Annotated in this window: 12 protein-coding genes; all 12 read left to right on the top strand. The window is 41.5% G+C overall.

Going from position 1 to position 14,509, the window contains the following annotated elements; all coding sequences use genetic code 11:
• The first annotated feature begins 190 nt into the window (after positions 1-190).
• The 12 genes from ACHCNF_RS04250 to ACHCNF_RS04195 all read left to right on the top strand — a co-directional run bounded on the left by ACHCNF_RS04250 (position 191) and on the right by ACHCNF_RS04195 (position 14,402).
• Positions 191-1,405, top strand: a complete 1,215-nt coding sequence (locus tag ACHCNF_RS04250; RefSeq protein ID WP_408071548.1) for an ABC transporter substrate-binding protein — start codon at positions 191-193, stop codon at positions 1,403-1,405.
• Between the two features lie 60 nt (positions 1,406-1,465).
• The gene (locus ACHCNF_RS04245) at positions 1,466-2,350 is read left to right on the top strand and encodes an ABC transporter permease (protein WP_408071547.1); all 885 of its coding nucleotides are present in this window, start codon (positions 1,466-1,468) and stop codon (positions 2,348-2,350) included.
• A gap of 1 nt (position 2,351) precedes the next feature.
• Positions 2,352-3,125 (top strand): ABC transporter ATP-binding protein, encoded by a 774-nt coding sequence (locus ACHCNF_RS04240; RefSeq protein ID WP_408071546.1) that lies wholly within the window; start codon positions 2,352-2,354, stop codon positions 3,123-3,125.
• A gap of 85 nt (positions 3,126-3,210) precedes the next feature.
• Positions 3,211-4,944: a sensor histidine kinase gene (locus ACHCNF_RS04235; protein WP_408071545.1), complete on the top strand. Its 1,734-nt coding sequence runs from the start codon at positions 3,211-3,213 to the stop codon at positions 4,942-4,944.
• Positions 4,935-6,545 (top strand): response regulator, encoded by a 1,611-nt coding sequence (locus tag ACHCNF_RS04230; RefSeq protein ID WP_408071544.1) that lies wholly within the window; start codon positions 4,935-4,937, stop codon positions 6,543-6,545. Before ACHCNF_RS04235 ends, ACHCNF_RS04230 begins: the two co-directional genes overlap by 10 nt.
• Positions 6,546-6,675: 130 nt before the next feature.
• On the top strand, positions 6,676-8,238 hold the full coding sequence (locus ACHCNF_RS04225) for an ABC transporter substrate-binding protein (RefSeq protein ID WP_408071543.1): 1,563 nt from the start codon (positions 6,676-6,678) through the stop codon (positions 8,236-8,238).
• A 191-nt stretch (positions 8,239-8,429) separates the two neighbouring features.
• Positions 8,430-9,368: an ABC transporter permease gene (locus ACHCNF_RS04220; RefSeq protein ID WP_408071542.1), complete on the top strand. Its 939-nt coding sequence runs from the start codon at positions 8,430-8,432 to the stop codon at positions 9,366-9,368.
• Between the two features lie 12 nt (positions 9,369-9,380).
• Complete coding sequence (locus ACHCNF_RS04215; RefSeq protein ID WP_408071541.1) at positions 9,381-10,316, top strand: carbohydrate ABC transporter permease; 936 nt, start codon at positions 9,381-9,383, stop codon at positions 10,314-10,316.
• A gap of 150 nt (positions 10,317-10,466) precedes the next feature.
• Positions 10,467-11,339 carry a Nif3-like dinuclear metal center hexameric protein gene (locus ACHCNF_RS04210; RefSeq protein WP_408071540.1) on the top strand — a complete coding sequence of 291 codons (873 nt, stop codon included), beginning with the start codon at positions 10,467-10,469 and terminating at the stop codon, positions 11,337-11,339.
• 30 nt (positions 11,340-11,369) lie between these two features.
• Positions 11,370-12,173 (top strand): alpha/beta hydrolase, encoded by an 804-nt coding sequence (locus ACHCNF_RS04205; RefSeq protein ID WP_408071539.1) that lies wholly within the window; start codon positions 11,370-11,372, stop codon positions 12,171-12,173.
• Positions 12,174-12,233: 60 nt separating this feature from the next.
• Positions 12,234-13,052, top strand: a complete 819-nt coding sequence (locus ACHCNF_RS04200; protein WP_408071538.1) for an alpha/beta hydrolase — start codon at positions 12,234-12,236, stop codon at positions 13,050-13,052.
• A 156-nt stretch (positions 13,053-13,208) separates the two neighbouring features.
• A complete protein-coding gene (locus tag ACHCNF_RS04195) occupies positions 13,209-14,402 on the top strand; it encodes a GDSL-type esterase/lipase family protein (RefSeq protein WP_408071537.1) in 1,194 nt (397 codons plus the stop codon).
• Positions 14,403-14,509: the final 107 nt, after the last annotated feature.

Genomic DNA, 14,509 nt, shown 5'->3' with positions numbered 1-14,509 from the left:
TTACCCACAACAATTATATCAAAAAATATCTCCGGTGGGGATGCAAAAAGGCGGCGCAAATACAAAGCAACATTGCGTCAAAGGACATTTTGTTGTATGATAAAAAAGTTAATTTCTGTGATGATTTACAGTAGTGAAGTGCATCGGACAGGACTCTGACAAACTGTCCGTGACACAAAGGAGGATTATTATGAAAAGAAAGATGTTGGCAGCAATAATGGCTGCATCCATGATGGTAACATGTGTTGCCGGTTGTGGAGACAATCGTAAGGTAGCCGAAGACCAGAGCACTGCGCAGAGTACAGAAACAGCAGATAGCGCAGACACAGAGAGTACAGAAGCTGATGCTGATGCTGATGCAGAAGCTACAGAAGCAGCTGATGAAGCTGCGACGGAGTCTTCCGAGGAGACTGCAGAGTCTGAGACAGATAGCTCAGAAGCAGGCGAGGAAGCTTCTGAAGATGCAACAGACGTAGCTACAGATGACAAAGAATATATTATCGGTATCTCACAGTTTGCTGAGCACGGCTCACTTGATAACTGCCGAGAGGGATTCCTTCAGGGACTTGCAAACGAAGGTATCGTAGAGGGAGAAAACCTCACAGTTCATTTCCAGAACGCACAGGCTGATACAGGTACAGCCAGCCAGATTTCAGATGCTTTTGTTGCTGACGGCGTAGATCTTATCTGCGGTATTGCTACGCCCAGCGCTATGAGCGCTTATAACTCAGCACTTGGAACAACAGTACCTGTTATATATTCAGCAGTATCAGATCCTGTTGCAGCAGAGCTTGCTAAGGAGGATGGAACACCTGTTGGAAACATCACAGGTACATCAGACGCGCTTGCTGTTACCGAGCAGCTTGAGATGATCAGAAAAATGCTTCCTGATGCTAAGAAGATCGGGATTCTTTATACAACAAGTGAGACAAACTCAGAGAGCACGATTGCACAGTATAAAGAGCATGCAGCAGATTACGGTTTTGAAATTGTAGACAGCGGTATCAACACACTTGCTGATCTTGACATGGCAGCAGCGGACCTTGTTACCAAGGTTGACTGCATCAACAATCTTACCGACAACACAGTAGTATCAGGTCTTCAGACAGTTCTCAGCTATGCTAATGAGCAGAAGATTCCTGTATTCGGTTCAGAGGTTGAGCAGGTAAAGGTTGGCTGTGTTGCAGCAATGGGACTTGATTACATCAAGCTTGGTATTCAGACAGGTGAGATGGCTGCTAAGGTTCTTAAGGGTGAGAGCGAAGCTTCAGAGATGCCTTTTGAAGTTATTAATGAGCCCAGCCTGTATGTAAATACAGCGGCAGCTGAGGGTATCGGAATGACTCTTGATGATGAATTCGTTTCAACAGCAGCTGAGACTTTTGACAGTATTGCAGCAAACTAAAAATAAAAACGATCGGGATAACCTTATAGAAAGGATATTCCGGGGATAGATGAGGGTAATATGGCGCTATTGGTAAGTGTGCTGGAGCAGGGATTGTGTTACGCAATCATGGCTCTTGGAATGTATATAACATATAAAATACTGGATTTTCCTGATATGACCGTTGATGGAGGATTTCCATTCGGAATCTGTCTGGCTGTGGTTATGATAAGAGCAGGCGTCCAGCCAATATTTACTTTGCCCATATGCTTCGCGGCAGGTTGCCTCATAGGAGTATGTACCGGTATCATCCATGTGGTATTCAAAGTAAGAGATCTTCTTGCAGGTATCATAATGATGACAGGTTTATATTCCGTAAATCTGCGGATAGCAGGAAGAGCTAACCTTCCGATGTATGATTACTACACAATTTTTGATAACAGACTAATGAACGGAATATTCGGTGCCAATCCTGTACTTGCAAAATTTCAGTCAGTGATCATTCTGCTGGTCATAACAGTTGTTGTTAAGCTCATTCTGGACTGGTATCTCAAGACCAGATCAGGGCTTATGCTACAGGCGGTTGGTGATAACGACGTTCTTGTTACTTCCATGGGCGTTGACAGAGGCAAGGTGCGCATCACAGGACTTGCAATTGCCAACGGACTGGTTGCTTTATCCGGCGCTATATATGCACAGCAGCAGAGATATTTTGATGTATCAATGGGTACCGGAACAGCAGTTATAGGACTTGCAAGTGTTATCATAGGCACTGCACTTCTTAAAAAAGTATCATTTTTCAAGATTACCACAAGCGTGGTTATAGGCGCCATCGTATATAAGGCTTGTGTTGCAATCGCCATAAAGTGCGGCCTTCAGTCAACGGATCTTAAACTCATAACAGCTGTGCTGTTCCTTGTAATTCTGATCATTACAAGAGACAGAAAGCGGAAAGTGGAGGCCTGATATGCTGGAACTGAAATCAATATATAAAAACTATAATCCCGGCAGTGTCAATGAGATGTGCCTCTTCGATGACTTTAATCTGACTGTTCCTGACGGACAATTTGTGGCTGTTGTTGGAAGTAACGGCTCAGGCAAGACCTCAATGCTCAACATAATCTGTGGATCCATTCAGGCTGACAGAGGAGAGGTTCTGGTTAATGGTGTAAATATCGCTAATCAGCGTGATTATCAGAGACATAAGACAATCGGAAGAGTGTACCAGGACCCTTCCAAGGGAACCTGCCCTTCCATGAACATTCTGGAGAACATGTCCATCGCTGATAACAAGGGAAAGCGTTATGGCCTTCAGTCCGGAGTTAACCATAAGAGGAAGGATTACTACAGAGAGCTCCTTAAGGGAATTGGACTTGGACTTGAGGATAAGCTATACACCAAGGTTGGAGCTTTGTCAGGTGGACAGCGTCAGGCTGTAGCACTGCTCATGAGTACCATGACACCGTTGGAATTCCTGATTCTTGATGAGCACACAGCTGCCCTTGATCCCAAGACAGCTGATATTATCATGGAACTCACAGAGAAGATAGTGAGGGAGAAGAAGGTGACGACTATCATGGTCACACATAATCTTCGATATGCTACAGAGTATGGCGACAGACTTCTTATGATGCATGAAGGATCAGTAATACTGGATAAGTATGGCGAAGAAAAACGCAAGATGAATCCTGAGCAGATAATGCATCTGTTTAATGAGATAAGTGTGGAATGCGGTAATTAAATTAGTCGATTTTTAAAGAGCAATCATACAAATGGTTGCTCTTTTTTTGACATAAAAAACGCTTTGTGAGTAATATAATGATACTATGAAAAATATTGAATCAAAAAAAGGCTCCTTCATAAGGAGCATAGCAATAGCATCAATAGGATATCTGGCTCTGATGATAATTATCCTGTCGGCGGTGTGGTGGAATACGTCCAAAACACTGGAGGATAGTGCTGCTGCGGCTCTTTCCCAGGCAAGGGAGATAGCTTCCTTTGAGATTGACGAAGTATTAAAGTCAAATGAACAGGCTCTGGCTGTGCTGCTACAGAATAATGAAAATATCCGGATCTTTGAGCAGGGAAATGAAAATCAGAGGGCCATTGCTGCCCAGAATATGGTGCAGATGCTGCAAAAGGCAGCCATGACAAGCAGTGATGTTCAGACGCTAGTTTTCTACGATCTTGTAGGCGATACATATATTGCCAGAACAGAACAGGGAGTTCCCTATTCGGAAACAGAGAATATTGAGAAGACAATCAGACAGCTTGTTCAGGATAACCCGGGCAACATGCCATCCTCATGGTTTTACTGGAAAATAGGCGAGGATAGTTATCTTCTTAGAATGTATAAGAATAAAAAGAGAATGCTTGGGGCGCTGATAAAGGTTGAATATATATCGGGCATTTACACACCTGAGAGCAAAATAGAGTATACTCTTGTGGCAGATGACGGAAGAATCATTGCGGAGTACGGCGATGAGGAAAGCCTGCCCAGAGCTTACGCTTCGGAGCAGTTTATCCAAAAAACCGGATGGTCGGATAATGGTAAATTTTTCATAACAGGTGCAGACTTTTCACGAGGAGATTTTAATCTTTTCCTGAGCATGACAAGGAACAAGGTCTATGGAGGCTTTCAGCTTTTACAGATAACGATCATCTTCCTTGTAATAGCTGCCATTTTTATGCTTGTTATGGTAAGTGTATATGCCAGGAAGATGGTATACACCCCGCTTCTTGATCTTCTCTCTGCCATGAAGAAGATTGAGAATGGAGATCAGACAGTAAGATTATCCGGGGAAGCTGCTACAGTAGAATTTCAGCAGATAAATACCAATTTTAACCAGATGATGGATACCATTGTTAACCTCAGGATGAAATCCTACGAGGAGCGTATCGCATTTGACGAAGCGACACTTAAATATGTTCAGCTCCAGATTAAACCGCATTTCTTTTTAAATGCCCTTACCACGATTCACAGCATGTCCTATAAGGATAAAAATGAAGAGATAAGGGAGTATATTGAGAGGCTGTCCCGCAACGTCAGATATTTATTTAAGTCAGGACTTCATACGGTACCCCTTTCCGAGGAGACAGAGCATGCAAGAGATTATATGGCTATGCAGGAAATATTGTATCCGGGGTGCGTGTTTGACTTTATAGATATTGAGGAAGGGCTGGAGGATTACCCTGTTCCGCAGCTTCTTGTTCACACTATTCTCGAAAATATATACAAACATGCAGTTTCGGTGGACAGACTGATATCTATTCTTATTTCGGCCAAAACCGAAATACATGACGGAGAGGATATGTGTCACATTGTTGTAGAAGATGATGGTGACGGTTTTCCTGAGGAGTTCCTTACAGAGGTTAAGAATGGTCATGTTAAGGTAAAGGAAAACGGTCACGGAGTAGGACTCTGGAATCTTAAAAAGACACTTAGCCTTATGTACAGAAGAGATGATCTGATAGAGTTTTCAAATAAAGATCCACATGGAAGCTGTGTTGATATGTGGATCCCCAGGAGGGTTAAGAGGCAGAGCAGCTTATGGAAGTAGTAGTGATAGATGATGATATCTCCACAGTTGATGTTATCGTGTCAAATGTGGATTGGGAAAAATTTCATATAGATAAGGTACACACTGCCTATAACATTGCAGCTGCTAAAAAGATTTTTGGCGAAAATGATATAAGCATAGCAGTATGTGACATTGAGATGCCCATGGGAAGCGGACTTGAACTCTTAAAGTGGGTAAGAGATGAGAAAATAGATACTGAATTTATCTTTCTTACAAGCCATGAGAAATTCGACTATGCGAGACAGGCTATAGAATATAATGCGTCAGGCTATGTTGTTAAACCCTTTAATGCAGACAGGATGGAAGCGGAGCTTACTACAGCCATGCAGAGGCTAAGTGACAGGCAGGAGATTTTAAAAGCTTCAAAGCTCGAAGAGCTTTATGCAGGAAGTGTCGAATATGTGGAAGAATCATTTTGGGATGATGTCCTGCAGCAGAGGATTATCGCTGACAGAGAGATAATCAGAAAAGAGATTGCAGGCAGAACCCTTGATATAGATGCCGACAGCAGGTACAGACTTTTCATAATTGCAAGCGGCAATCCGGATAAGAGAGCAGAGAAACTGGGAAAAGAGTCTGTTGGATTGTATGAAAAGCAGCTCACTAAGCTTGTGTCTCAAAAGCTTACGGATAGTTTAAATCAGGGCAGGATTGTGAATTATCATGTAAAAAATCAGCTATATACAGCTATCATTAGTGACGATAAGCATTCGGACATTCAGGATTATTTTGACCAGGGCTTTGTGGATGAAGCAGGAAAAACGCTTGATAATACCATAACCGTTTACATCGGCAATATCTGTAACATAGAAAAACTCTACGAAACACGGCTGCATATAGAGGAACTCGACAGAAACAATGTTGCCGCCAAGGGCAGAGTATTTCATGAAAACGATGAGATAGTAATGCTTTCCGAAAAAGAGCACATACTTGATCAGGAACAGATAAGACTCCTTCTTAATGAGAAAAAGAAGAAGGAACTTTTAAATCTTTTGAAGTTCAGTATGGAAAGTCTTGCTAATCAGAAAAAGCTTTCAGCAGCGACTCTTACTATCATAAAGCAGGATCTTTTGCAGATTGTATTTGTATATCTTCATAGTAAGGGGATTCTTGCGACGCAGCTTTTTGCAAATGAAGCATTTGTTCTACTTGAGAGCCAGTCTACGGATTCACTGATGGATATGATGCGTTTTCAGGTTCATCTGCTATCGACTACAATTGACTATGTGACCGAGGTCGAGCAGTCAGATTCCATAGTCCAGAGAGCAAAAAATTTTATTCATGAGCATTACGCAGAGGATATATCTCGAACTGAGATTGCAGAGAGCGTATTCCTTACTCCGGAGTACATGGCCAAGATGTTTAAAAAAGAAACGGGAGTAAGTCTAAAGCAATATATCAGTGATTACAGAGTTCTGATAGCAAAAGAAAGGTTGTCGGTTCCGGGAGTCCGCATCAGTGATGTGGCTGTAGAAGTGGGCTTTGACAATTTTTCATATTTCTCAACGGTTTTTAAAAAGACAACAGGACAGACACCCGGAGAATATCACGCAGCAGTCACAGGGCAGAGTGAGCAGTAAGGGATTTTTCTATAAAACTTAAAATTGAAAATAAATGTCTTATTTTTAAAAGAAACAATATTACCTCTCTTTGTATAATGAGTTTACTTCAAAACGAAGCATTAAACACAATGTACAAAGGGAGGTAATTATGTTTAAGAAAGCTATTAGTACAATTCTTGCAGCAGCAATGACATTTTCACTTGTTGCATGTGGTGGCTCTTCAACCGGAGCTACAGAAACCAATGGAGCAGAGGAATCCGGTAATGCTGCCGGAGTTTCCGAGAGCTCAGAAGAAAAAAATGCAGACGGAGATTACACGCAGATCACATATGCGTTTGTGACCTTCAATACAGTGCCTGATGACACATCAGACGTAGAAGAGAAACTTAATGAGATAACAAGAGAGAAGATTGGCGTTGAGGTACATCTGATGCCTCTTTCCATTGCCGATTATACACAGCAGGTAAGCCTTGCGGTACAGAACGGCGAGATAGATCTTTTCCATACACTTGGTGATCTTGGCAACGATATCGCTAGTGATATGTGCTATGACATCACAGATATGATTGATACAGATGCAAAGGAAACCAAGGAACTTTTCGAAGAGGAGTGGCTTAAGACTACAATGTCTGATGGCAGACTTTACGCTATTCCCACACTTAAGCCTTTCGCACTTCAGCCAATGCTCCTTTACAGAAAGGATATAGCTGAGGAACTCGGACTTGATATGAATTCAGTAAAATCTGTTGAGGATCTGAATGATATCTTTGCTCAGGTTAAGAGCGCACATCCCGAAATGACACCATTTGCTCCTGTATCACAGGGTGACAGCGGCCTTACAAGATGGGTTATGAACATAGACTGGCTTGGTGATTCTTTCGCATCACCTACAGGCGTACTTCAGGGTGATGACATGACAGTTCAGAGCTATTACGATCTTGCAGACTTTGAGAAATATGCTGCACTTGTAAGAGACTGGTACAACAACGATTACATCATGAAGGACGCAGCAACAACCACATCTGCAGCAGCAGAGCTTATGTCCTCAGGTAACTATTTCTGCTACTCAGCATCCTACAGCTATCCTCTTGAGGATACAGCAGCTTCACTTTCAGCTCCTTCAGGATATGAGATGGGCGCAATCGCTCTTGGTGATGCATACCTTGATACTTCTTCAATGAATGCAGTTGCTCAGGTTGTTGCTTCAACATCAGAGAATCCTGATGCAGCACTTAAGTTCCTTAACCTTACATACACAGATCCTGATGTAATTAACACAATGTTATACGGTATCGAAGGCAGAGATTATGTAAAGAATGATGATGGTACAGTTTCTTATCCCGAGGGACAGGATGCTGCTACAGTTCCTTACACAGCACAGCTTTCATGCGGTGTTCTTGGTAACTTCTTCATTCAGTGGCCCCTTGAAGGTTCAGGCTCAGAGGAATCTCTTAAGTGGGAGGATGAGCAGAACCACAACGCTCCTTCATCACCTGCCATGGGATTTACCTTTGACGCTTCAGGTGTACAGACACAGTACACAGCTGTAAGCAACGTTATCCAGCAGTATCTTCCCGGCATAGCTTGCGGATCTGTAGACACAGAGTCAGCTCTTACAGAATTCAGACAGGCACTTAAGGATGCAGGTTATGATGACATTCTTGCTGAGAAGCAGACACAGCTTGATGCCTGGCTGGCAGCTCAGAAATAAAAATGACTTCTTGCGGGCATAATTGAAAAGTGCTTACAAGAATCTAAGATTTATTTAAAATCAAGTGAATTTGCAGGCCGGTATATTTTCACATAAGGCGTAAGCTTTGGAAAATACTGGCCTGTATATATGATAAGTGCACATTGGGGTTATATTAACATTCGAACAATATGTATGAGGAAGGAATTTAGATGTCTGAAAATAAGTCCAAAATTAAAAAAGTAAAAAATAAATATGCAAAATCGGGTCCGCTGCTTCTTATAGCTGCGCCGGGTATTTTATATCTTCTTATAAACAACTATATCCCGATGTTTGGTATCTTCCTTGCTTTTAAAAATTTCAGTTATAAAAAAGGAATTTGGAAGAGTCCCTGGAATGGTTTTCAGAACTTTAAATTTCTGTTCCAGACAAAGGATGCGATCATAATGACCAGAAACACTCTGCTGTACAATCTGGCATTTATAGTAATAGGTACTGTTTTTGCGATAACGATAGCTATATTCTTGAATGCCCTGGGAGACAGTATCAGAACCAAGTTCTTCCAGTCAGCACTGCTTCTTCCCAATCTTATGAGCTGGGTAATCATTGCTTACATGGTATATGCATTCCTTAACTCAGATAGTGGTTTTATCAATAACACAATTATGAAGATGCTGGGAAAACAGGACGTGGCCTGGTATATGGAAAAAGGCTACTGGCCATTTATCCTGACAATAGTTTATTTGTGGAAAAATGCAGGATATATGTCAATCATCTATCTTGCTGCAATTGCCGGAATCGACAAGACGGTGTATGAGGCAGCAAGTCTTGACGGAGCTACCAAGCTTCAGCAGATTTTCAGAGTGACACTGCCACTGCTTAAGCCTACAGTGATCATCATGACACTCATGGCAGTAGGAAGAATTTTCTTCTCTGATTTTGGTCTTTTCTATCAGGTGCCTATGAACTCAGGTGCATTATATTCTACTACACAGACCATAGATACATATGTATACAGAGGCCTTATGGAGCTTAATGACGTTGGAATGAGTGCGGCAGCAGGTCTTTTCCAGTCAATTCTCGGATTCATTATTGTTGTATCTGCCAATGCATTTGTCCGCAAGGTAGACAACGATAACGCACTTTTCTAAAGGAGATAAAAAATGGGAAAAACATTAACAGCAGGAAAAAATATAGGAAGTGCCATTCATATCTCTTCGGATGCAAAAAAATTTAAAGCGATTTCAACAATCGTCCTTGGAGTCCTTGCACTTGTGGCACTACTGCCCATAATACTTATTGTAGTAGCATCTTTTACGGAAGAGACGACGCTACTTAGAAACGGATATGCATTTATCCCGGAGACCTGGTCCGCAGATGCATATGTGTACATGCTTCAGCAGGGAGCTACGATTTTCAGGGCATACGGAATATCGGTGCTTGTAACAATTGTGGGAACACTTATAAGCGTTCTTATTACCACTATGATCGCATATCCCATGAGCAGAAAGAACTTTAAATACAGAAATGTACTTGCGTTCTTCGTGTTCTTTACAATGCTCTTTAACGGTGGTGTTGTTCCTTCATATATGATGTGGACACAGATCTTCAATATTAAAAACAGTATCTGGGCTTTGATACTTCCCAACTATCTTTGCGGTGCATTTAATATTTTCCTTGTAAGAAACTATTATGCCAACAGCATTCCGGATGCACTTATAGAGTCGGCTCAGATTGATGGAGCAAGCGAGCTTACAATTTTCTTTAAGATCATTTTCCCGCTGGCTGTTCCGACAGTAGCAACAATTTCACTTTTTACAGCACTTACTTATTGGAATGACTGGGTAAATGCGTTGTATTATATTCAAAAGCCACAGTACTACGGTATACAGAATCTGCTTATAAGAATAATGAACAATATTCAGTATTTAAAGAGCGGAGCTGCAAGTGTGGCGGTAGGTACAGGCGCCATCTCACTTCCAAGCAACGCTGTCAGAATGTCCATGGCTGTTATTGGAATTCTACCGATTGTAGTTATTTACCCTTTTGTGCAGAAATACTTTGTCAAGGGCGTTGTCGTAGGTGCTGTAAAAGGCTGAGAGGACTTCCTAGTCCGAACGTGTTCTGACGAGCGAAGCGATGTGCAGATCACCTGACGAGGTATTTCCGAGTCTGGTGAGATGTCATACAGAGTAGAGCAGAACTTCCTTATGAAGTAAGATCTGAACATAATAAATGAATCGAGGTGTATGATGAAAATTTCAGAGATTTTAGATAAAGTAGCTGCATACCATCCGGACCTTGGCAAGGGCTATGATGGATGCGACGGAATAAAATGCGGAGACCCTGAAGTAGAATGCACAGGAATAGTATCTGCTCTTGTTCCAAATGTGGATGTAATAAAAAAGACTATAGAAATGGGATGCAATCTTTTGTATGTCCATGAACCCACAAGCTATCTGACACCGGACCTTCCTGGATGGAGAGCGGATTTTAAGTGTGATATTTATGATGAGAAGATGAAGCTCCTTGAGGATCATGGAATCGTAGTCTACAGGGATCACGATCATATGCATGCTCACAGACCTGACAGTATTTTTACAGGTGTTATAAAATACATGGGATGGGAAGATAACCTTGTGGATTCAGGCAATATTGTTCCTTTCGGATATGTGATAGATTTACCTGAAGAAACCACAGTCAGAAAAATGAATGATTTACTTATTGAAAAGATAGGTCTTAAGGGAACACGCTATATCGGAAGAGGGCAGGGCAAGATTAAACGACTTGCTCTTGTAGGACATATTTACCCTGACGCTTTTATCCCTGCGACGGAAAAAGATGGTTATTACACTGACTACACAACAGAAATCATAAGAGCAATGCAGGAGAATAATATTGATGCAATTATTCCCGGAGAAATAATTGAGTGGAATTTGCTGTCCTATATTAGGGACGGTATATCTCTTGGAAGAAATATGGCATGCTTTAATATTGGCCACTTCAACTGGGAGGAATTAGGAGCAAAATACGCTGCTGACTGGCTTAAGGATATAACAGGCGGCGATGTGAAGGTATCCTATGTTCCTACCGGAGATTTGTGGAATTATCAACTTGCATAAACTACTAAATAACTGAAACGGAGGAGCAAAATGGCAACAGGATCACTTAGATTTTATTCTATTTCACAGATGGGGCAGGTGAACATCTCATATGTTATACCAAACGATATACCTCCCATGATGACTGAAGGTAATGATAATTACAAAAGACCAATGAAAACACTCTACCTCCTTCATGGTTATTCCGGAAATGAAAACGATTGGGAATATAACGGCCTTGCCGAGGATATAGCTGCAAAGTATAACATGGCAGTAATAATGATAACAGGCGGCAATAATTTTTACCTGGACAGAAAGGCTACAGGCTGCCGGTACTGTACCTATGCAGGTGAAGAGGTGGTTAATTATACAAGAAAACTCTTCGGACTTTCAGATAAACGAGAAGATACTCTTATTGGAGGACTTTCAATGGGAGGCTTTGGTGCTTTACATACAGCACTTGCATATCCTGATACATTTGGAGGAGCAGTTGCTTTATCATCAGCTCTTATCATTCATGCAATAGCCAACCTTGATGAAGGCTTCGAGGACATGATGGCGAATTACGATTATTACAGAGAAGTATTCGGAGACCTTACTAAAGTTGAAGAATCAGATAATAATCCTGAGGTTCTCTATACAAAACTTAAAGAAAAAGGCGCACAGATTCCGCCTATATACATGGCTGTCGGAACAGAGGACTTCCTGTATGAAAATAACCGGATCATGAGAAAGTTCTTCGAAGATAATAATGCCAACTTTAAATACGAAGAAGGCCCTGGAATCCATGATTGGAAGTTCTGGAATGAATATATATTCAGAGGACTTGACTGGATTTTGGAGCAGTGTAAGTAATTCTCGGCGGTCTTAATATATTTATTACAACATTGAAGTTATAGTCAGGAGTTTATTGATATGTCTTATTCAGAGGTGCACTTTTTATCGGACAGCTTAAAGCAGGGGGTATCCTGCGCTGTGTTCATGCCTGAAAGGGGACCCTTTGGCTCTGATGCGGAGCCGCCCTATAAAACAGTATATTTTTTGCCCGGATATAGTGGAGATTATTCCAGTATTATTACCATGCTTGGCATCCGTAAACAGGCAGAGCTCAAGGGACTTGCCATAGTTATGCCAAACGGCCAGAATGCTTTTTATATCGACCATCCGGAGAGAAATGCAAACTACAGCAAGTTTATAGGTGAAGAACTGATCGAGAGAACAAGAGACATGTTCAGATTGTCTGATAAAAGGGAAGACACCTATATCGCCGGTATTTCCATGGGTGGCTATGGTGCACTTTTAAACGGTCTTAGATATCATGAAGTGTTTTCGAAGGTTGCTGCATTTTCACCTGCCACAAATCCCTGGACACTTCTTGCAGACCCTTCAAAGGGAGGTTTTGGAGCAGCAGAATTTGCCAACTTTTTCGGAACAAAAGAAGAGTATGAGAATGGTCCCTGGAATATTGTGAAGGCATACACAGAAGCGGATAAGAATATTATCCCGGAACTTTTCATAGGAAACGGAGATCATGATATTGCGGTAGATACGCAGGTTGAAGAGTTTACCAGGGCTCTTGATGATGCTGATGTGCCTTACAAATTCTTCGGAACTGAGGGAAATCATGACTATGATACCTGGGAGAAGATGCTTGATCCTGCATTCTCATTTCTTGCGGGGATACCTGAGGGAACAAGGAACAGCCTGGCAATTCTAGACAGTATGAGTTCTTGAATGATATTTCAGAAACCCGCACTGGCTGCGGGTTTCGTGAGAATATGCTTCAGGAGGCAAATAGGCCCGCGACGAAGTCGCATTGGAATGGCCTATTTGCAGGCATCTTGAATCCTTGATTCAAGATGTCATACTTGGTAAGTAATGGAGAAGAATATGAAGTGGGTAAGCACATTTAAATATCAGAAAATCGGCTATGGCGAGAACATCGCAGTAGCAGAAAATATTACGCAGAGAGTGTCTTTTTATAACAACGTGGATGCTTCAAAGCTTAGGATCAGATTTACCAACAGGTACAGCAATAATGTATTGAAGATTGCTAAAGCGACAATTACTAAAGTAGGAGCGGCTGTTTCAGAAAATGTTACTGTAAGAAACTTAAATGAAATCTTACTGCAGCCGGGTGAAGAGGCCTTTAGCGATGTGATTGATTTTGAGATCAGCGCAGGGGACAGACTTGTGGTAAGTATTTATTACAGGGAAAGACAAAATATGGATTCCATATGCTGCTTTTGGGCTGATGGTGGTGCAGAGGTCTCATATTATGACGGGGATATGACCGGCCTGACGGAATCTGATCAAAGTGTTTCAAAGGGAACTCTGCCTGAAATAACTTCAGATATTTTGCGAGATGATGCAAATATTGGAATGATGAAAATTTTTTCGGGTTTTGATGCAGTGCAGGTGCTTGCTGAAGACGACGTAAAGGTAATCGCAGGCTTTGGCGATTCCATTACGCATATGTCCTTTTACACCAATGCGCTTCAAAAGAGATTATATGAAGCATATCCGGGCAGATTATCATTTATCAATTGCGGCATAGGCGGCAACAGACTTCTAAATGATGCAACCTTCGTTAAGGCAGCAGGTAAAGAGCTTGTACTTTTTGGTAAAGCCGGAATTAAGAGATTTGAGGAGGATGTCTTCGAGCTTGATGAAGTCTCTTCAATATTTGTGCTTATAGGCATAAATGACATAATGCATCCGCTTTTACTTGAAGAAAAAACGGAGACTGTAAGCGGAGATGACTTGATCGAAGGTTATCAAAGGATAATTGATATTGCACGCAAAAGAGAGACGAAAATATATTTTGGTACAATAACTCCTTGTGGCAACAATGAATATCCGGACTGGTGGCTTCCTGAATTCGAAGCAACAAGAAATGTGGCAAATGACTGGATACGGAGCTGCGACCTGATAGACGGATATTTTGATTTTGACAAGGAATTAAGAGATGACAGCAGACCGGGATATATGCTTGATGACTGCAATATCGGAGACGGTCTTCATCCAAACACTCTTGGCGGCAAAAGAATGGCAGAGCTTGTGAACTTACAGGAATGCATCTGATGGTCGTACATAAATAACAATTAAATAAAACACAAAAAACAACATAAAAAACAACACATAACCGAGAGCTGTTATTACATGCTTTGGATATGTGTTGTTTTTTTTGA

The sequence above is a fragment of the Butyrivibrio sp. NATIVEDY162 genome (genome assembly GCF_045999815.1).
Lineage (GTDB): Bacteria > Bacillota > Clostridia > Lachnospirales > Lachnospiraceae > Butyrivibrio.
The sequence above is the reverse complement of the archived record's forward strand: the minus strand, read 5'-3'. Positions and strand labels throughout refer to the sequence as shown.